This window comes from Mucilaginibacter pineti (assembly GCF_900101875.1).
Classification (GTDB): Bacteria; Bacteroidota; Bacteroidia; order Sphingobacteriales; family Sphingobacteriaceae; genus Mucilaginibacter; species Mucilaginibacter pineti.
Map to the genome: position 1 here is coordinate 168,747 of NZ_FNAI01000009.1, position 18,845 is coordinate 187,591.

Consider the following 18,845-nt stretch of genomic DNA (forward strand, 5'->3'; position numbering starts at 1 on the left):
GCAACCGGCTCATTTTTTTACATTACCGGAAAATTCCTTTTTTATTCGTGTTTTAGTTTTATGGCTTATAAAAACAATTATCATTTTTATATCCTTGCATCTACTATTCCAGGCATTGCAAATATTTTACTCAATATTCTTTTAATAACCGCATTCTTATGCTCTTTCAAGACGAACAAGTTATCCTTATAATAATAGCAGGCACCGCTTTTTTGCTGCTATTGGGGTTTTTTATGGTGGGTTTTTTATTGATGTTTCAAAAAAAACAAAACAAGAACCGGCTGGAAAAGGCCGAGCTTAAGGCTTCCTTTAAACAGGAACTGCTTAAAACCCGTATTGAGATACAGGAACAAACCCTGAATGATGTAAGTCGTGAAATGCACGATAATATTACCCAGGTACTATCATTTGTAAAGCTAAACCTGGGTATGCTGGGCAATACGGTTGACGATACCGTAAAGGCAAAGATCAATGATAACCGCGAGCTGATATCGCAAACCATTAACGATGTGCGCAACCTATCAAAAAGCCTCAGCTTTGAACACATCAGCGCGCAGGGCCTGGTTAAAACGCTGGAATCAGAAGCAACCCGGATAAATAAAAGCGGCCTTATACAAATGGAGCTTTTAGTAAATGGCGATGCATACAGCCTGGGCGAACAGGCCGAACTGGTGTTTTTCCGAATATTTCAGGAGGCTTTAAATAACGTGTTAAAACATGCAAATGCGGCCAACTTTAAAATTGGCTTGCATTATCAGCCCCAAATGTTTAATTTGACCATCGAAGATGATGGTATTGGATTTCAACCGGAAAAGCTTACTGACAAAAGCGGATCGGGGTTGCGAAACATAACAAACAGAGCGGCTTTGATTGGTGCACAGGCAGTTATAACAAGCGCCCCGCACAAAGGCTGTTTAATAACGCTGTCGCTTGATCCCCTGACTAACGAAAATTATGCCGACGGAACCCATTCAAATAGCCCTGGTGGATGATCACCGCCTCTTCAGAAGCGGAATTGCCTCTTTAATTGCAGGGTTTAATCGTTATGATATCTTGTTTGAGGCCGGCAACGGAAAGGAGTTAATTGAAAAAATAACCGCCGGTTTTATTCCCGATATTATTTTGCTGGATATTAATATGCCCGTTATGGATGGCATAGCCTCGGCACAGTGGCTTAAAAAATTTCATCCCTCCATAAAAACCATCATCCTATCTATGTTTGAGGATGCCGAAAAGGTTTTAACCATGGTAAGAATGGGCGTAAAGGGCTACCTGCTTAAAGATGCCGAACCGCACGAATTTGAAAACGCCCTTATTAAGGTGGCTGCCGGCGATATGTACTACCCGGAGTTTGTTACCCGCCACCTGCTCAATAATTTTAATGAAGATAAAAGCGCGCAAATAAAGCTTAACCCCCGCGAAATTGAATTTTTACGCCTCACCAGCACCGAGCTTACCTACAAGGAAATTGCCGATACCATGTGCATCAGCGTGCGAACGGTTGATAGCTACCGCGATCAGCTGTTTGAAAAACTACAGATTAAAAGCCGCGTTGGCCTGGTTTTATACAGCATAAAAAATAAGCTGATAGATTTGTAACTTGCTAATATTTTTAGCAAGTTTGCTAAATGGCACATGAGGATAATCCCGATTTTTTTAAGGGACGGGGCGCACAGGTAAACACCCACAATAAATTTCTTAAAAACAAATACGTAGCCGAGCACATTGAGGGTTTGGACGAGCCATTGCTGGAAAATACAGCCACGCAGCTTTTTGAGGAAACCCCGAAGAAGATAGTAAGCGAATCCAACAGTCCGGATTTGAGTCATATGTACTCTATAAATCCCTACCAGGGCTGCGAGCATGGCTGCATTTACTGCTATGCCCGCAATAGTCATGAATATTACGGCTTTAGCGCCGGGCTTGATTTTGAACGCAAGATCATCGTAAAGCGCAACGCCCCCCAGCTGCTTGAGCAATATTTTAATAAAAAAAATTATCAGCCGGTTTGCATTATGCTGTCGGGGAATACAGATTGCTACCAACCCATCGAACGCCGGTTAAACATTACGCGCCACCTGCTCGAAATTTTTTTGAAGTATAAAAATCCCGTAAGCATCATCACCAAAAACAACGTTATCCTGCGGGATATAGACCTGCTTACCGAACTGGCCGCCATGAATCTTGTACACGTTAACGTATCCATAACCTCGCTAAACGAACAGCTACGCCAAAAGCTGGAACCCCGTACCGTAACCGCTACTGGCCGCTTGGCAGTGGTGCAAAAGTTATCTGAAAAAGGCATCCCTGTAAGGGTGATGGCGGCCCCCATTATCCCTGGGTTAAACAGTAACGAGGTGCCCAATATTATAAAGGCAGCGGCCGATAGAGGTGCCCTGGCTGCAGGTTTTACGATGGTGCGCCTCAATGGCAGCGTTGCCGAGATCTTTAGCGACTGGATCCACAAAGCCTTCCCAGACAGGGCCGAAAAGGTGCTGAACATGATACGCTCATGTCACGACGGTAAGCTGAACGACAGCGAATATGGCCGCCGTATGAGCGGCGACGGCCAGGTGGCAAAATCCATCCACCAGATGTTTAAAATGGCCTGTAATCGCTTTATGGCCGATAGGGTCATGCCCGAATATGATTACAGCCTGTTTGTACCAAGGGGCGGCAAGCAAACGAGTATGTTTTGAGGGGGTATATCTCTGGTCAGCCGCAGCCAAAAGCGATGGCCTTGCGCGATTCCCCTCTTGAGGGGGGTGGAGGGGTGTGTTATTCGGCATTGCAAAATCAAGAAACACATCCCCGCCACCGCACAGCCGGCCGCACCCCTTCTCAAGAAGGGCGTTTGTATTGCAGCCAAAAGCGATGGCCTTGCGCGATTCCCCTCTTGAGGGGGGTGGAGGGGTGTGTTATTCGGCATTGCAAAATCAAGAAACACATCCCCGCCACCGCACAGCCGGCCGCACCCCTTCTCAAGAAGGGAGTTTGTATTGCAGACAACAAGCGAGGGCTTGTGCGATTCCACTCTTGAGAGGGCGGAGAGGTGTGTTATTCGGCATTGGCAAAATCAAGAAACACATCCCTGCCCCAGCACCGTCGGTCGCACCCCTTCTCAAGAAGGGCGTTTGTATTGCAGACAAAAAGCGATGGCCTTGCGTGATTCCCCTCTTGAGGGGGCGGAGGGGTGTGTTATGCGGCAAATGACGTGGATTGTTTTTTGCCTGTACGGGCTGGAAGCTTAATCCTCGCTTTCACACGGGTTACGTTACGCTAAACCCGCGCGAGTGGGCGTTTTTATTAATAAGCTTATCAACCAAAATTCCTATCCCAATACCCACTACGTAACACAACAGATCACTCCACAAAAATCCTTCGCCCAAAACCAGGCGACCAAACAGTGTATGTCTTAACTCATTTATCCACGGCGCTTTATAAAGCTGACTAAACTCTATCGCGAAGCAAAACAATAAACCTGCTGTAAGCGCAAATTTCATAGGCTTTTTCACACGCAAGAACCTGGCTATAAAGTAAACCATAGTAGCCCAAAGTATATCGCCAATAAATAACGGAACCGCCTTAAAATACCGTGATAGCAGGCCGGTAATAATGGTTATAACGATGAAAATAAGGTAAGTAAATCGTTGCCTTGGCATAGATCAATAATCGGGATAAATATACGGGGATGCAAGGGGCAGATGTTGGATTTGCAACATGAAGAAACCCATCCCCGCCGCCCCACCGTCGGCGGTACCCCTTCTCAAGAAGGGGGGGGTAGGGTATGCCACAAAAAAAAGGCGCCCGAAAGGCGCCTTTTGTATAATTTATAAGTTGTTTGCTTATACAGTTTCGGCTTCAAGGGCCATTTGCTCATCAACAAGGATACGTCCGCAATGCTCGCAAACGATGATCTTTTTACGCTGACGGATATCTGACTGGCGCTGAGGCGGGATCTGGTTGAAACAGCCTGAGCATGAATCGCGCTGTATGGTTACAACTGCTAAACCGTTCTTAGCGTTTTGACGCAGGCGGGTGTAAGCGGTTAATAAACGCTCTTCGATGTTTGGCATTGCTTTTTCTGCCTGGGCAGTAAGCTCTGTTTCTTCTTTTTCGGTTTCGGCGGTAATGGTACCTAACTCGTCTTTTTTGGCATCAAGATCGCTCTTGCGTGCTTCTAAGTCGGCAAGGGCTTTTTCGTAAACCTGGGTTTTTGAAGCAATTTCAAAACCAAATTCCCTTATTTTTTTCTCGCTTACCTGAATATCTAATCCCTGTATCTCAATTTCTTTTGATATGGCATCATACTCACGGTTGTTCTTAACTTCGTTAAGCTGCGTTTCGTATTTTTTGATATTTGCCTGAGCATCTTTGATCAGGTTTTTGCGGGTTACTATCTCATCCTCTACATCATCCAGCTCAAATTTGATCTTCTGTATGCGGGTTTCAAGACCTGCAACATCATCTTCCAGATCGGCAACTTCCATTGGCAGTTCGCCACGTACCTGGCGGATTCTATCAATTTTAGTGTGGATGGTTTGTAGTTCGTATAAAGCTTTAAGCTTTTGTTCTACGGTTTGTTCCATTAAATAAAATATTTGACGGGGTTTGTATTTACTTCTGTTAAACGGACGGCAAAGATAGGAAATTTTTTTCGTATTATTTCATACAATAGTTGCGCCGTAAATTGTTCACTCTCAAAGTGTCCGATATCTGCTATCACTATTTTTCCTTCGGCATCAAAAAACTCATGATACTTGTAATCGGCAGTGATAAAAATGTCGGCTCCGGCGGCTATGGCCTGCTTTAATAAAAAGCCTCCGGCACCACCGCAAACAGCTACTCTTTTAACAGGCCGGCCGGTTAAAGCGGTATGCCTTATTACGTGCGTGCGCATTTTATCCTTCACATGAAACAGGAACGACTCCTGGTTCAGGGGCACATCCAGTTCGCCAATCATACCCGAGCCTACTTCTTGGTTTTGATTGGTTAAATTATAAAGATCATAGGCCACTTCCTCGTAAGGATGGGCTAATATGAGCGCCATTATAATTTTGCTCTCTAAATTGGCGGGGTAAATGGTTTCCATGCGTACCTCATTTTCCAGGTGGCGCTTACCCGGTTCGCCCACGTAGGGGTTGGTAGCATCGTTGCCTTTAAAGGTCCCGGTGCCATTGCTGTTAAAGCTGGTTTCGCTGTAATTGCCAATGTTGCCCGCGCCCGCTGCAAACAGGGCATTACGTACTTCATCGGCGTTACTTTCGGGCACATAGGTTACCAGTTTTTTTAACAGGTTATGTTTTGGCGCCAGGATGCGGCAGTTTTTTAAACCAAGAGTATCGCAGATGCGGGTGTTTACCCCGTTCATTACATTATCCAGATTGGTGTGTATGGCGTAAAGCGCTATTCCTTTGCGTATGGCTTTTTCAACTACACGCTCCACATAAGTTTTGCTATTGAATTTTTTTAACCCGCGAAAAACAATCGGATGGTGCGATATAATAAGCTGGCAGCCGGTTGCAATGGCCTCGTCAACCACAGCTTCGGTACAATCAAGCGAGATAAGGGCCTGCGTAACCTCCTGATCGGGGTGGCCTACTATAAGACCGGCATTATCATACTCCTCCTGGTAATTGAGGGGCGCAAGGCTTTCGAGGTAGGCAGTAAGGGTGGCTAATTTCATGAACAATTATAAGTATAAGCAAAAGATATTACACGGCAGACATCATCGCCATGCGGTGGCTTTCGTAAGCCATATCTTTATTATACTTTAATGTAAGCGATTTATTGTTAACCAGATCAACAATTGTACCTATAAAGCAAAAACCGCCTGTTAGTAAATATAGGATTCCCATACCAATCTGGCCCAGTACAAAACGCTGCACGCCTGCAATAACAACAAATCCCAACAGGGTGAATATCAATATCTCCTGCGCGTTTTTGCGCTTACTGGTGTAAACCATATAGAAATATTTTTTTTGATTTTCGGTAAGTCCGGCGGTAGCTTGCTGTAAAAAACCCATTTCTTCGGGACTAAGATTCGGGAAATTCATGTAAGGATCGGCGTACATGTTCATAAGTTGCTCAAGGTTTTTAAATATTATTCCAAATTTAATTTATTTTATCATAAAAACTATTTCTGTTGTGGTATTTAACTAAGCTTAACAATTATCACTTAAATATCCCTTACCCATGGGGGTAAGCCCGGGGCTTGTTGTATTACCGGTATATGAAAGTATTAGTTACCGGGGCAACGGGGTTTATTGGCAGGCAACTTTGCCTGGCGCTGGCTACAGCAGGTTACGAGGTAAAAGCTTTGTGCCGCAATGCCAATCACCCTTATTTAATAAAGCATAAAAATATGGAGGCCGCGGAGGGTAATATCCTGTACCGGCAAAGTCTGGAACGGGCTATGCAGGGTTGCCGGCAGGTGTACCATACCGCCGCGCTTGCCAAAATGTGGTGCCGCAATGCCAATGATTATCACGAAACCAATGTTACCGGCACCCGCAACGTGCTGGAGATTGCAGGCCATACCGGTGTTGAAAAAATGGTTTATACATCAACCTGCGGTGTATGGGGACCAACCGTTAAACACCCCATGACCGAGGCCGACCCGCGCATAGCAGGTTTCCCAATTGCCTACGAACGCACCAAATACCTGGCCGAGCTGGAGGTAAACAATTTTGTAAAACAGGGCATGCAGGTGGTAACCGTAAACCCATCACGTTTATACGGCCGCGGACCAATTACCGACAGCAATACCGTGGGCAAAATGGTTTCGGGCTATTTGCGGGGCAGGTGGCGCTTTATCCCCGGCAACGGCCAACAGGTAGCCAACTATGCTTTTTTAGATGACGTAGTAGCCGGACACATTGCCGCCATGGATAAAGGAATACCCGGCGAGCGCTATATTTTAGGTGGCGAGGATATCAGCTTTAATAGTTTTTTTGATACGCTGCAACAGGTATCGGGCAGGCAACTGGGCATGATGCACATCCCATTAAAAGCCATTGAAATATACAGCCGTATGCAATGGCTTAAAACAAAGCTAACCGGTCTGCCTCCTGTTTTTTTACCTGAGTTTGCCGAACGCTTAAAATACGATCAGAAATACAGCAGCGACAAGGCCATTGCCCAACTCAATTACCGCATAACCCCTTTTGCTGATGGGCTGCGTAAAACCGTTGTCCATATTAAAAGCATTATGGATGCAAAGGCGGGCGGCGCAAACATACAGCAGCAGGAATGGGAAAGTCAGCGGCAGGAGATAAGAATAATCAGTTAATTACTATGCATCAGCAAAACATTATGAAGCAGCAAACCGCTATTGTAACCGGGGCCAGCGAGGGGCTGGGTAAGTCATTCGCCATTGAGCTGGCCGGGCGTGGTATAAACCTGATATTGGTATCGCTGCCGGCATCCGGCTTGCCCGAACTGGCATCCTTTATCCGCAAAAATTTTGAGGTTAGGGTTGATGTCATTGAAACCGATCTTACCCGCGCCGAAAGCTATCCCGAAATATTTGATTACCTGCAGCAGCGCCAAATTACGGTGCACCTGCTCATTAACAACGCAGGCCTGGGTAATTGGGCCTGGTTTGGCGACAAAAGCACCGCCTTTTACAAAACCCAGATAGAGCTGAACGTAGTAACCCCTGTGCTGCTCACCCGCCTGTTCCTGGCGCAAACCGACGTTACGGTTACCTCCTATATTTTAAACGTGGGCAGCTTGGGCGGTTTATTTATTGTGCCCAAAAAGCAGGTTTACGGCGCCACCAAATCATTCATCAGGTATTTTACCAGGTGTTTGCAGCTGGAACTTTATGGCACTAATGTAAAGATCAGTTTGCTTAGTCCGGGTGGGATAAACACCAAGCCCGAGCTGCTGGTGATGAACAGTAGCTTAAAAGGCATTTCCAAAGCCACCATTATGGAACCCGGGCAGGTGGCCCGCATTGCCATTGATGGCTTGCTGAAAGGTAAAAAAGAAATTGTGCCGGGCATAGCCAACCGCCTGCTGGTATTGCTGAACAGCGTATTGCCTTCGTATATTAAAGATGGTATTATACGGCGCAGGTTAAATACTATTATAAACGCGTAACATGTTGTTGTCGTTGCCCATATATCGCCTTATAAAAAACCTGTGCAGCTTTTTTAACCGCACCAGCAACGGCTATCAACTCATTAACCATGAAACCATCATCATAAAAACCGGCAGTTTGCGGGGTATTGTACTGGAATTTAAGTACAACAGCTGCCTGGTAAAAATTAACAACCGTACCGGCTTTTGCCTGGATATAGATACCAATACTTCGGCCGATACGCTGCTGCGGGTGCTGATGAAGCATAATATTATACCATCTGCTACCTTGGCACAATAGGTTTGTCATCATCGGGCTCAAACTCCCGCGAGGTTAGCGCAGCGTAACTCGTGGGTTGGCAAGGTTAAAGCCTTCGGCTTTATTCAGCTGAAAGCTGAAAACATGTTAGCCACGAGCTGAAAGCTCGCGGCAGTGAATGATCATCAAACTCCCTTACTGTTTCAAACCCCATAAAAGTGTTTTCATATTGCTGCTAAGTATGTGTTTTTTTAAGCGGCATAAAAAATAAAGTTGGAAGCGATTACTTTTTATACCACCCCAACATTCCATTCAAAAAGCCCGAACATTGACAACTCCCGTGCTTTTGTGTTAAAGATATTTGGCCAAAAAATCTTACTTTAGTTTTTAATTCCTACTCCTGAACTTACAATTACCTATATTATGCTTTATTTTATCCTCTTACTCCCCTTTGTTATTGCGGCTGTAGCCGCTTACTTTATAACAATAGCTGTACGTAATAAACTAATTGCGAAGGCAAATAAACATGTTTCTCTTATCAGCACAGCAACATGTATTATTAGCTTTTTATTGATACTCGCAGCTGTAGCCTTCATTTTACTTTACAACCTGCGTATTGAAAGGTAATGGTTTTTGCTTCTTTTTTATCAACCATTCGGCAAATAATAAATTAGGCACAAAGCCCATCCATGCATCAATCATGTATAGGTGCAATGGTTCAACGTATACAAAACTTAAGATAACTATTTTCCAGCATCGTAATGTAACTGCCGAAACAGTAAGGGCATAACTCCTTATCATAAACTGTTTATGAGCCAAAACATTCCCCTTTTTAATTTCAGCTACCGCTTTATAGGTAAACCAAAACCAAAGGCAATCCAAGACAACAAATGCGATTTTGCCGGGTAATTGTCCATTGGCATACACAGCCATGATCATGGCCGCCGGAAAGTTGATGAATAAAATATCGCAGGCGTATATTTTACCCATCAACCGATGTACATTCTTATATCCTTTTAATATCGAAGAAGAAAACTGCGTAAAGCCGGCAAGTAAAGCAAATATAACGGTAAACACATGTGTGTAGAACGCTATTTTCCAAGGCAAAATATGTATATAATCCTGCTTAAACTGCAAAAAACCAATATTATCCTGCATGGGCAAATAGCGTACAATACCCATAAGCATTAAAAAAACAGCTACTGATAAAAGCAGGTAAACACTTATGGTTTTAAAAATATATCTTACAATTTCCAGTGATTTATAATTTAGTGAATGCTTGTAAAATAATTGGTTTAATGCGCTTCCAGCCAGTTTAAGCCAGTGCCAATTTCTACCATGATGGGTACCGTTGTTTTTATGGCGTTTTTCATGTTGTGCATAATGATGGGTTTTACAACTTCAACTTCATCATGTGGTACATCAAACACCAACTCATCATGTACCTGCATGGTCATGCGGGCATCTAGCTTTTGGATGATAAACTCCTGGTGAATGTTTATCATGGCTATCTTGATCATATCTGCCGCCGAACCTTGTATAGGCGCGTTAATGGCATTTCGCTCGGCAAAACCGCGTACGGTTGCGTTGGCAGAGTTGATATCCCTTAAATACCGGCGCCTGCCCATCAGCGTGGTTACGTAGCCGTTTTCGCGGGCAAAGTTCATGGTATCGCTCATGTATTGTTTAATACCGGCAAACTGGATAAAATACTGTTCAATAATATCTGCCGCCTCTTTACGCGGAATGCCCAGGCTTTGCGATAAACCAAATGCCGACTGCCCGTAAATAATACCGAAGTTAACTGCCTTGGCATTGCGGCGTTGCTCGCTGCTTACCTGGTCTAAAGCAATACCGTACACGTTGGCGGCAGTGGCAGTGTGGATATCCAGGTTATCAACAAAGGCCTGCATCATGTTTGGGTCTTTACTGATCTCGGCAATAATGCGCAGCTCTATCTGCGAATAATCGGCAGATACAATGGTATGCCCGGCATTCCTTGGGATAAATGCTTTACGCACTTCCCTGCCCCGCTCTGTGCGGATGGGGATGTTTTGCAGGTTGGGGTTATTGCTGCTTAACCGGCCAGTTGCCGCTACCGCCTGGTTATAGGAGGTATGCACCCTGCCGGTTTTAGGGTTAACCATTTGCGGCAAAGCATCAACATAGGTTGATTTTAGTTTTTGCAGCTGGCGAAAATCAAGAATATCACGTACAATATCGCTTTTGGCGGCAAGGGCAAGCAACACATCTTCGCCGGTTTGATACTGTCCTGTTTTTGTTTTTTTTGCTTTAGGGTCCAACAGCAGTTTTTCAAACAATACCTCGCCCAGTTGCTTTGGCGATGCAATATTGAACTTTACGCCTGCTTTTTCAAACACTGTTTTTTCCAGCTTGCCGATATCAGTTTCCAGTTCCTTGCTAAATTCGCGCAGGGTATCATGGTCTATCTTTACGCCTTCGTATTCAATATCGGCCAGTACGTATATCAAGGGGTGCTCAATTTCGTGGATGAGCTTTTCGCTTTCCACCTCTTTAAGCTTTGGTTCAAAAATGGTTTTAAGCTGCAGGGTAATATCGGCATCCTCGGCAGCATATTCCTTTATCTTCTCGATCTCTACATCACGCATGTTGCCTTGGTTTTTGCCTTTAGCACCTATGAGTTCGGTAATAGAAACCGGTTTATAGCCCAGGTAATTTTCTGACAGGATATCCATTCCGTGGCGGGTATCCGGATCTATCACGTAATGGGCCATCATGGTATCAAACAGGCTGCCTTTTACCTGCACGTTATACCATTTCAGCATCAGGATATCAAACTTTAAGTTTTGCCCAATCTTGCCAATTTTATCATTCTCCAATACCGGTTTAAATTCGGCCACTATGCTTTTTACCACTTCCTGATCTGCCGGAACGGGTACATACCAGGCCTCGCCCGCCTTAACCGCGAAGGATAAACCTACCAGTTCGCAATGGTTGGCATCGGTGCCCGTGGTTTCGGTATCAAAACAAAATGATTCCTGCTGTTGCAGCAAAGCAATCAGCTCGGCACGGGTTTCAACCGTATCGGCCAGGTGGTATTGGTGGGGTACGTTATTGATGTTTTTTGAGGCGATAACCAGGTCTTCGTGAATATCTTTCACATCAACGGTCATGGTGGTACGGCGTTCTTCAACCGGCGAGCCAAACAAGTCGGTTTGGGTACCAGCTGCTTTAAACTCGGTAATAGAAAAATCATCGCCAAAAACACGCCTGCCCAGCGTACGGAATTCCAGTTCGGCAAAAAGCGGCTCCAGTAACTCCTTGCTTGGGGCGCATATTTCCAGGCCTTCCTCATCCAGTTCAACGGGTACGTTCAATAATATGGTAGCCAGCTTTTTTGAGAGTAAACCTTGCTCGGCAAAGTTCTCCACGTTTTCGCGCTGCTTGCCTTTTAGTTCATGGCTATGAGCAATGATCTCTTCCATTGAGCCGTATTGTTTAATAAGCGCTTTGGCCGTTTTTTCGCCAATGCCGGGGATGCCGGGGATATTATCTACCGCATCGCCCCATAAACCTAAAATATCTATAACCTGCTCAACGCGTTCAATTTCCCATTTCTCCAGCACTTCCTTAACCCCCAATATCTCCATATCGTTACCCATGCGGGCAGGTTTGTAAATGCGGATATTTTCTGATACCAGTTGCGCAAAATCCTTATCGGGTGTCATACAATAAACCTGGTAGCCCTTCTGTTCGGCCTTTTTAGCAAGGGTTCCTATGATGTCATCTGCCTCGTACCCATCTGATGTGATAACTGGTATATTGAAACCTAATATGAGCTTTACCACGTAAGGCAAGGCTTTTGACAGGTCCTCAGGCATGGCTTCGCGGTGGGCCTTATAGGCTTCGTAATCGGTATGGCGTTCGGTTGGTGCTTCGGTATCAAAAACCACAGCCATATGGGTTGGTTTTTCTTTCTTCAAAACATCAAGCAGGGTGTTGGTAAAACCCATTACTGCCGATGTATTTAACCCGCCCGATGTAAACCGCGGACTTTTACTTAAAGCAAAATGCGCCCGGTAAATAAGGGCCATGCCATCCAAAAGGAATAGTTTTTTCATTATGTATGATTAGGCTGATTGTAATATGATCTCACTGATTAAAGTGATTTTTATTGATAATCAGCAGATACTTATTAAAGATCAAATTGAATTGTCGCTTTTCAAAAATACAATTTATGTTGATGTGTTGATACCTTCATTTGCTAAAGCTTCTTCCCACACTAATGCAGGTTGTTTAATGATGATGCTTTTAAGCTTCATTCAATTCATCCCAATACTCCACGGCGCGGCGATAGTGCGGGATCACTATAGAGCCGCCAATCAGGTTGGCTATCATAAATATCTCGTTCATCTCGTCGTGCTTTACACCGGCCTCATGGCATTTGCCGAGGTGATATTTTATACAATCGTCGCAGCGCAGTACCATGCTGGCAACCAGGCCAAGCATTTCCTTTGTTTTTACATCCAGGGCGCCATCGGCATAGCTGGTGGTATCCAGCGCAAAAAAACGTTTTATATTGGTGTTGGCGGTTTCCATTATCCTGTCGTTCATTTTGGTACGATAGGCGTCGAACTCTTCTGTTAGCTTTCCCATATTAGTTAGTGTTCTGTTTTAAATTAGCAAATTAATGATTGGTTTTGTGCCAATAAAATTAGCATTTTAAATATTAATCCCTATTTTTATTGACCGGGTATTGATAATTTTACCGGATAATAAGAAAACCATGGAAAGCATATCACCCAATATTTTTGTAAAGGATATTAACGAAACCATCAAGTTTTATCACCTGTTGGGTTTCGAACTCGCGGTTACCGTGCCGCAAACCGGTACCGATTTTGTTTGGGCCATGATGACCAAAGGTAACGTAACCTTCATGTTTCAAACCTTTGCCAGCCTGGGCAATGAATTGCCTGATATAAGCCGTGCAGACGGAGCTTCCATGCTACTATATATCAACGTGAAAAATATCCGTACATTTTTTGAACAGATAAAAGACCTGGTTCCTGTAATTAAAGGGTTAGAAACTACTTTTTATGGCGCTACAGAGTTTTCCATAAAAGACAACAATAACTACGTGCTCACCTTTGCCGAAGACGAGTAAGCAAACTTTAATACGCTCGCTATTTATTTCTTCCCCTGCTAATATTATTTAGGAATAGGTGTAATTTTGCGCCTTAATTATATGTATGAAATTTTTATACCTAACACTACTTTTATCACTTTCTATTTCGTTACTACACGCGCAAAGCAACTATAAACCAGGGTACATTATTAATAATAATAAAGACACATTAAAGGGTTTTATTAATTACCGCGAATGGTCAAAAAATCCACAATCCATAAAATTTAAGCCAGGTACCGATGCGCAGCCGGTAAACTATACGGTGAATAATATAAACGAATTTGCGGTTAGTAATTTGGAATACTATAAGAAGTTTATTGTAAGGGTGAGCAGAAATAATGTCGACGTTTCTTCTTTACCGTCGCGACCTGATACGTCTTATAGTATCGATACCGTGTTTTTAAAGAATATTGTAAATGGAAAGCACATCTCCTTGTTTAGTTTTTCAGACGATTTGAAAGTGCGGTATTACGTGTTTAATAATAATAGCAAACGCATAGATGAATTGAAGTATAATTTATATATGGACGATCAGACAAATACTGTGGTAACTGGTGTAGGTTATAAAGCGCAGCTATCGCAATATGCATCGGCCTATCAACCGGAAAATAGCAAGCTGGGTTCAAAAATTTTAGCCCGCCAATACCGTGAAATTGATCTGGTACAAATTTTCAGAGCCATAAACGGTGGTACAGACCAGCAAATAACACACAGCACATCGGGTGTAAGGTATTATGCAGGGGCGGGAGCAAAAAGCACAAAGCTTGTTTTTAGTGGCGATAACGGCCCATTTGCCGATAACGTTGGCCAAACAAAGACATCTCCAACGCTATCTGCCGGTATAGATATCTTTGATAACATCTCCACAAAAAGATTTTTTCTCCGGATAAATGTTGATGCCGGTGTTAATCATTTTAATATATCAAATACTAAAGTAACAGAGCCTACGGGAATCCACAAAAAATCAGATCTTTATTTTAAGCAGTATTCGCTTTCTGTTTCGCCGCAGGTAATGTATAATATATATTCGGCCAATAATTTTCAGGCTTTTATAGGAGCTGGTGTTTCGTTTAATACAGCTGCCTATAACAACTATAATTACATTAGCAGCATTAACGGCGGCACCGAAGAAATAATTAATAAATACCCCGAATTTCAAAAGTTTTATATATCATTTCCCTTTAAGGCAGGGATGCTTATTAATAAACACATGGAGTTGTATGGAGCATACTCGCTTCCTACATCAATTACACAATATACTATGTTTTCGGCAAGTGTTTCGGCTTATCAGGTGGGCATTAACTACGTATTTGGCAATAAATAATAACACTGGCTATAAACCGATTTCCCCTAAAACAAAAACAGGTGCCTTTTGGGGCACCTGTTTTTGTTTTACCATATCTTCACCCGCTTATCCGGATCGAGCCACATTTTATCGCCTTTTTTAATGTGAAAGGCTTCGTAAAACTCGGGCACATCAGTAAACGGACCGTTTACACGCATAAAGCCTGGCGCATGTTCGTTAGTAAGGATCTGGCTGGATAGGGATTCCTGCCTTTCCTGCCCAAGCCAGCCCAGCGCATAGCCCAAAAAGTACCGCTGCAATGGCGTAAGGCCATTAATAGATTTTCCTTCTTTATACTGATCTGTCTTTTTAAACGCATCCAAACCAATAACTATACCGCCTAAATCGGCAATGTTTTCGCCTTGGGTTGCTTTACCGTTTACGTGCAAGCCGTAAATGCTGTATCCGTTAAACTGGTTAACAAGCATTTGCGCGTGCTGCGTAAACTTAACAGAATCCTGCGGTTGCCACCAGGCCTTTAAATTACCCTCGGCATCAAACTGGCGGCCTTCATCATCAAAGCCATGTGTCATTTCATGGCCAATGGTTGATGCGGCGGCATAGCCGTATATAACGGCGTCGTCAATATTTTCGTCCTTGAACCCGGGGATAGTAAAAATACCGGCAGGCAGTACAATTTCGTTGTTTGATGGATTGTAGTAGGCGTTGTAGGTTTGCGGTGTCATCCCCCACTCGGTACGGTCAACAGGTTTACCCAGTTTGGCCGCGCTGAATTTATGATGCCAGTTGTTGGCGCGCATAACGTTTAATACATATGGTCCGCGGTCTATCTCCAGGGTCGAAAAATCTTTCCATTTATCCGGATAGCCAACCTTTGGCATTACCTTGCCCAGTTTGTAGTACGCTTTTTCTTTGGTTGCGGGGCTCATCCACTCCAGTTTTTCAATATGTTCTTTAAAGCTGGCGCGCATTACCTCCACCAGTTTTACGTAGCGCTCTTTGGTTTTTTCGGGAAAGTATTCCTTTACAAAGATCTGTCCTAATACTTCGCCCATTAAGCCGTTCTCTTCATCAAGCACACGTTTCCAGCGGGGCAGCTGTTCTTTATTGCCGCTTAAAACCATTTCATAAAACCTGAAAAGTTCCTGATCAAATGGCTTGCTTAAGTTAGATCCGAAGCTGGTAATGAGGTTTTTGCGCAGATAGTTTTTCCAATCGTTAATGGTATAAGTATGCAGCGCTTTATTAAATGCGCGGTAATACTCGGGCTGGCCAACAATTACGGTGTCAACGTTCTTGTAATCCATTTGCTCAAATGTTGCTTTCCAGTCAACATCGGGCGCAAGTTTGCTTAGCCCGGCCAGCGGCATTTTGTTGTAGTTGTGGTACGGATCGCGGAGGTCTTCCAGTTTGCGGCTGCTATCGGCCAAAAAGGTTTCTAACGCATAGGTTTTTTTAGCGGCGGCATTGGCAGCATCGGCAGGTAATCCACCCAGCTTAAACATAGTGGGCAGGTGTTTTTGCTGATAATCTGTACGGATGGCAACGCTGTGCGCATCGGTATTAAAATAATAATCGCGGTTGGGCAGCCCTATGCCAGATTGGCCCAGCTGCAAAACTATTTTATTGCTGTTTTTGGCATCCTGCCCCGGATAAGCGCCAATGGGGGTTTCTACCCCTATGGTTTTAAAGTGGGCAAATGCTTGTACCAGGCTTTTTATATCAGTTATCTTGTCAATTTTATCCAGCTCGTCTTTTAACGGCGAAATGCCCAGCTTTTCTATAGATACGGTATCCATACCGCTGAAATAAAAGTCGCCTATTTTTTGGGTGTTGCTGCCTTTGGGGGCGTTGGCTTTAACGGCATCTTCATTTATCTTTTTCATGCGGTTGCGCAGTTCTTCCTCAACTACGTTACCTATACCCCAGGACGAGTATGCGCCGGGGATGGGATTTTTTTTAAGCCAGGCGCCATTGGCATACTTAAAAAAGTCATCGCCAGGTTTTACGGTGGTATCCATGTTTTTTATCACCGGGTCGTTTTCGGCATAAATTTTTGATTTATCCTCGCCGCCGCATGCGGCCAGCAGCAGCGATACACATGATGCCGCTAAAATTGCGTTAACTGAATGTTTTTTGATCATAAAATTGAACGGTGTATTAAATAAAATACATTAACTGTATAAAAAAAAGGATTCCTTGACAGCAATTTAACCCCAAATAACGTATTTAATATATCCCCTGGAAAAAACCCGCCAGTGAAACATCAAAATAATAACAAACTTTGCGCAGGGTATCCAGCCTTATATCAATCTTTCCAGACTCCAGCCGGGCAATATTAATGTTTGTTTCGCCAAAAAATTTTTCCTGTGTAACTTGATTTTGCCGTCGTAAATTTTTTATCTGCAAAGCAATTTTTTTCTTAAATGCCTCGTCAGAATTACTAAGGTATTCAAAATCAGTAAGTAACATAATGTAATTGGGCTAATATATAAATTGGTTGATACGCGGGCTTGAAAATAAATTACAAACTAAAACTAATGTACGTTAAAAAAACCAAAAATAATAAGCGTTTAAACAACGTTTATTATTTTTGGTTTTTAATATACAGTAATAAATATTTGTGGCAATAAATTTGTTTAGAGTTACTCGCCCTGCATGAAATCTGTGAAAAAATTAAATCACCTACCTGTGAAAAACATTTTTTTTGAATTCTCAGACGCCCAAGTTGAGATTTTTTGTTCTTTGTTTTGGGTTTAATCAATAGTTTAAATTAATTAGGGGAAAGGGAGCTTCGAAAACGGCTCTCTTTTTTTTGTTAAACATTTTTTGCTATGCACGCATAGCAATTGCTATATTTATGCTTTAAAATATACCATGCATTTTACACTTACCGAAGAGCAGTTAATGATACGCCAGGCAGCGCGTGATTTTGCCCAACAAGAATTAAAACCCGGTGTAATTGAACGCGATGAGCACCAGAAGTTTCCGGCCGAACAAGTTAAGATGATGGGCGAGCTGGGCTTTTTAGGCATGATGGTAGCGCCCCAGTACGGCGGCAGCGGTATGGATGCCATATCATATGTGCTGGTGATGGAGGAGCTTTCTAAAATAGACGCTTCGGCCTCAGTTGTGGTATCGGTAAATAACTCGCTGGTATGCTACGGGCTGGAAAAATACGGGAGCGAATTTCAAAAACAGAAATACCTTATTCCCCTTGCCAAGGGCGAAGTGATAGGCGCCTTTTGCCTGTCGGAACCCGAGGCTGGCTCTGATGCAACATCGCAGCGCACCACCGCTGTTGATATGGGCGACCACTACCTGCTTAACGGCACCAAAAACTGGATAACCAACGGCAACTCGGCATCAACCTACCTGGTAATTGCCCAAACCGATGCCAGCAAAAAGCACCACGGCATAAACGCCCTTATTGTTGAAAAAGGAATGGAGGGCTTTACCGTAGGCGCAAAGGAAAATAAAATGGGCATTCGCGGGTCAGATACGCATTCGCTGATGTTTACCGATGTAAAGGTGCCCAAAGAAAACCGCATTGGCGATGATGGCTTTGGGTTTAAGTTTGCCATGAGCACGCTTGAGGGTGGCCGGATAGGTATTGCGGCACAAGCGCTGGGTATTGCATCCGGCGCTTATGAACTGGCCCTGGCCTATTCAAAAGAACGCAAGGCATTTGGCAAAACCATTGCCGATTTGCAGGCCATTCAATTTAAACTGGCTGATATGGCTACCGAAATTGAGGCCGCCCGTTTGTTGTGCCTAAAAGCCGCCTGGTTAAAAGATCATGGGCAACCTTATGCCCAAGCCAGTTCAATGGCCAAGCTCTTTGCATCTGAAGTGGCTATGCGTACTACCATTGAAGCCGTACAGATTCATGGCGGCTACGGCTTTGTAAAGGAGTACCATGTAGAGCGCCTGATGCGCGATGCCAAAATAACGCAGATATATGAGGGCACATCCGAAGTTCAAAGAATTGTCATTTCGCGCGAGGTTTTGAAATAGTTAACTTGTTT

At 43.7% G+C, this 18,845-nt stretch carries 18 protein-coding genes; 9 read left to right on the forward strand and 9 right to left on the reverse strand.

The window, feature by feature from the left end:
• The first annotated feature begins 158 nt into the window (after positions 1-158).
• From BLS59_RS19090 to BLS59_RS19100, 3 genes are read left to right on the forward strand one after another with little or no spacing between them, the layout of a single operon-like run.
• Positions 159-992, forward strand: coding sequence for a sensor histidine kinase (locus BLS59_RS19090; protein ID WP_091151536.1), 834 nt, complete (start codon positions 159-161; stop codon positions 990-992).
• Positions 955-1,599 (forward strand): response regulator, encoded by a 645-nt coding sequence (locus BLS59_RS19095; RefSeq protein WP_091151538.1) that lies wholly within the window; start codon positions 955-957, stop codon positions 1,597-1,599. The genes BLS59_RS19090 and BLS59_RS19095 overlap by 38 nt, the downstream gene beginning before the upstream one ends.
• A 29-nt stretch (positions 1,600-1,628) precedes the next feature.
• A complete protein-coding gene (locus tag BLS59_RS19100; protein ID WP_091151539.1) occupies positions 1,629-2,699 on the forward strand; it encodes a PA0069 family radical SAM protein in 1,071 nt (356 codons plus the stop codon).
• A gap of 570 nt (positions 2,700-3,269) precedes the next feature.
• Here the strand turns inward: BLS59_RS19100 and BLS59_RS19110 are convergent.
• From BLS59_RS19110 to BLS59_RS19125, 4 genes are all read right to left on the reverse strand, one after another.
• Positions 3,270-3,662 carry a ribosomal maturation YjgA family protein gene (locus BLS59_RS19110; protein WP_091151544.1) on the reverse strand — a complete coding sequence of 131 codons (393 nt, stop codon included), beginning with the start codon at positions 3,660-3,662 and terminating at the stop codon, positions 3,270-3,272.
• A gap of 183 nt (positions 3,663-3,845) precedes the next feature.
• The gene (locus BLS59_RS19115) at positions 3,846-4,589 is read right to left on the reverse strand and encodes a zinc ribbon domain-containing protein (protein ID WP_091151546.1); all 744 of its coding nucleotides are present in this window, start codon (positions 4,587-4,589) and stop codon (positions 3,846-3,848) included.
• A complete protein-coding gene (locus tag BLS59_RS19120) occupies positions 4,589-5,686 on the reverse strand; it encodes a Nif3-like dinuclear metal center hexameric protein (RefSeq protein ID WP_091151547.1) in 1,098 nt (365 codons plus the stop codon). The genes BLS59_RS19115 and BLS59_RS19120 overlap by 1 nt, the downstream gene beginning before the upstream one ends.
• 28 nt (positions 5,687-5,714) lie before the next feature.
• A complete protein-coding gene (locus BLS59_RS19125) occupies positions 5,715-6,080 on the reverse strand; it encodes a TM2 domain-containing protein (protein ID WP_091151549.1) in 366 nt (121 codons plus the stop codon).
• Positions 6,081-6,232: 152 nt separating this feature from the next.
• Between BLS59_RS19125 and BLS59_RS19130 the strand changes: the two genes are divergently transcribed.
• The 3 genes from BLS59_RS19130 to BLS59_RS19140 are packed head-to-tail and all read left to right on the forward strand — an operon-like array spanning position 6,233 to position 8,386.
• The gene (locus tag BLS59_RS19130; RefSeq protein ID WP_091151551.1) at positions 6,233-7,291 is read left to right on the forward strand and encodes an NAD-dependent epimerase/dehydratase family protein; all 1,059 of its coding nucleotides are present in this window, start codon (positions 6,233-6,235) and stop codon (positions 7,289-7,291) included.
• Positions 7,292-7,314: 23 nt separating this feature from the next.
• Positions 7,315-8,106, forward strand: coding sequence for an SDR family NAD(P)-dependent oxidoreductase (locus tag BLS59_RS19135; RefSeq protein ID WP_162842698.1), 792 nt, complete (start codon positions 7,315-7,317; stop codon positions 8,104-8,106).
• 1 nt (position 8,107) lies between these two features.
• Positions 8,108-8,386 carry a hypothetical protein gene (locus BLS59_RS19140; RefSeq protein ID WP_091151553.1) on the forward strand — a complete coding sequence of 93 codons (279 nt, stop codon included), beginning with the start codon at positions 8,108-8,110 and terminating at the stop codon, positions 8,384-8,386.
• Between the two features lie 555 nt (positions 8,387-8,941).
• On the opposite strand, the gene BLS59_RS19145 is transcribed toward BLS59_RS19140, so the two are convergent.
• The 3 genes from BLS59_RS19145 to BLS59_RS19155 form a co-directional block, all read right to left on the reverse strand.
• Positions 8,942-9,526 carry a DUF2306 domain-containing protein gene (locus BLS59_RS19145; protein ID WP_240315281.1) on the reverse strand — a complete coding sequence of 195 codons (585 nt, stop codon included), beginning with the start codon at positions 9,524-9,526 and terminating at the stop codon, positions 8,942-8,944.
• Between the two features lie 113 nt (positions 9,527-9,639).
• Positions 9,640-12,447 carry a DNA polymerase I gene (polA, locus tag BLS59_RS19150; protein ID WP_091151557.1) on the reverse strand — a complete coding sequence of 936 codons (2,808 nt, stop codon included), beginning with the start codon at positions 12,445-12,447 and terminating at the stop codon, positions 9,640-9,642.
• A gap of 190 nt (positions 12,448-12,637) precedes the next feature.
• Complete coding sequence (locus BLS59_RS19155; RefSeq protein ID WP_091151559.1) at positions 12,638-12,982, reverse strand: carboxymuconolactone decarboxylase family protein; 345 nt, start codon at positions 12,980-12,982, stop codon at positions 12,638-12,640.
• A 130-nt stretch (positions 12,983-13,112) separates the two neighbouring features.
• Between BLS59_RS19155 and BLS59_RS19160 the strand changes: the two genes are divergently transcribed.
• Positions 13,113-13,490 carry a VOC family protein gene (locus BLS59_RS19160; protein WP_091151561.1) on the forward strand — a complete coding sequence of 126 codons (378 nt, stop codon included), beginning with the start codon at positions 13,113-13,115 and terminating at the stop codon, positions 13,488-13,490.
• A gap of 85 nt (positions 13,491-13,575) precedes the next feature.
• Complete coding sequence (locus BLS59_RS19165) at positions 13,576-14,835, forward strand: hypothetical protein (RefSeq protein ID WP_091151563.1); 1,260 nt, start codon at positions 13,576-13,578, stop codon at positions 14,833-14,835.
• A 68-nt stretch (positions 14,836-14,903) separates the two neighbouring features.
• Here BLS59_RS19165 and BLS59_RS19170 read toward each other — a convergent pair whose 3' ends face one another.
• The gene (locus BLS59_RS19170; protein WP_091151565.1) at positions 14,904-16,961 is read right to left on the reverse strand and encodes a M13 family metallopeptidase; all 2,058 of its coding nucleotides are present in this window, start codon (positions 16,959-16,961) and stop codon (positions 14,904-14,906) included.
• An 85-nt stretch (positions 16,962-17,046) separates the two neighbouring features.
• Complete coding sequence (locus tag BLS59_RS19175; RefSeq protein ID WP_091151567.1) at positions 17,047-17,289, reverse strand: helix-turn-helix domain-containing protein; 243 nt, start codon at positions 17,287-17,289, stop codon at positions 17,047-17,049.
• Between the two features lie 405 nt (positions 17,290-17,694).
• On the opposite strand from BLS59_RS19175, the gene BLS59_RS19180 reads away from it, so the two are divergent.
• Complete coding sequence (locus BLS59_RS19180) at positions 17,695-18,834, forward strand: acyl-CoA dehydrogenase (RefSeq protein WP_091151569.1); 1,140 nt, start codon at positions 17,695-17,697, stop codon at positions 18,832-18,834.
• Positions 18,835-18,845: the final 11 nt, after the last annotated feature.

What these genes read in the sequence shown, in the direction of transcription:
- BLS59_RS19125 (WP_091151549.1), bottom strand. Translation starts at nt 6,080, where the DNA reads ATGAACATGTACGCCGATCCTTACATGAATTTCCCGAATCTTAGTCCC.
- BLS59_RS19175 (WP_091151567.1), bottom strand. Translation starts at nt 17,289, where the DNA reads ATGTTACTTACTGATTTTGAATACCTTAGTAATTCTGACGAGGCATTT.
- BLS59_RS19145 (WP_240315281.1), bottom strand. Translation starts at nt 9,526, where the DNA reads ATGGGTATTGTACGCTATTTGCCCATGCAGGATAATATTGGTTTTTTG.
- BLS59_RS19140 (WP_091151553.1), top strand. Translation starts at nt 8,108, where the DNA reads ATGTTGTTGTCGTTGCCCATATATCGCCTTATAAAAAACCTGTGCAGC.
- BLS59_RS19120 (WP_091151547.1), bottom strand. Translation starts at nt 5,686, where the DNA reads ATGAAATTAGCCACCCTTACTGCCTACCTCGAAAGCCTTGCGCCCCTC.
- polA (WP_091151557.1), bottom strand. Translation starts at nt 12,447, where the DNA reads ATGAAAAAACTATTCCTTTTGGATGGCATGGCCCTTATTTACCGGGCG.
- BLS59_RS19170 (WP_091151565.1), bottom strand. Translation starts at nt 16,961, where the DNA reads ATGATCAAAAAACATTCAGTTAACGCAATTTTAGCGGCATCATGTGTA.
- BLS59_RS19160 (WP_091151561.1), top strand. Translation starts at nt 13,113, where the DNA reads ATGGAAAGCATATCACCCAATATTTTTGTAAAGGATATTAACGAAACC.
- BLS59_RS19095 (WP_091151538.1), top strand. Translation starts at nt 955, where the DNA reads ATGCCGACGGAACCCATTCAAATAGCCCTGGTGGATGATCACCGCCTC.
- BLS59_RS19135 (WP_162842698.1), top strand. Translation starts at nt 7,315, where the DNA reads ATGAAGCAGCAAACCGCTATTGTAACCGGGGCCAGCGAGGGGCTGGGT.
- BLS59_RS19090 (WP_091151536.1), top strand. Translation starts at nt 159, where the DNA reads ATGCTCTTTCAAGACGAACAAGTTATCCTTATAATAATAGCAGGCACC.
- BLS59_RS19115 (WP_091151546.1), bottom strand. Translation starts at nt 4,589, where the DNA reads ATGGAACAAACCGTAGAACAAAAGCTTAAAGCTTTATACGAACTACAA.
- BLS59_RS19110 (WP_091151544.1), bottom strand. Translation starts at nt 3,662, where the DNA reads ATGCCAAGGCAACGATTTACTTACCTTATTTTCATCGTTATAACCATT.
- BLS59_RS19100 (WP_091151539.1), top strand. Translation starts at nt 1,629, where the DNA reads ATGGCACATGAGGATAATCCCGATTTTTTTAAGGGACGGGGCGCACAG.
- BLS59_RS19130 (WP_091151551.1), top strand. Translation starts at nt 6,233, where the DNA reads ATGAAAGTATTAGTTACCGGGGCAACGGGGTTTATTGGCAGGCAACTT.
- BLS59_RS19180 (WP_091151569.1), top strand. Translation starts at nt 17,695, where the DNA reads ATGCATTTTACACTTACCGAAGAGCAGTTAATGATACGCCAGGCAGCG.
- BLS59_RS19165 (WP_091151563.1), top strand. Translation starts at nt 13,576, where the DNA reads ATGAAATTTTTATACCTAACACTACTTTTATCACTTTCTATTTCGTTA.
- BLS59_RS19155 (WP_091151559.1), bottom strand. Translation starts at nt 12,982, where the DNA reads ATGGGAAAGCTAACAGAAGAGTTCGACGCCTATCGTACCAAAATGAAC.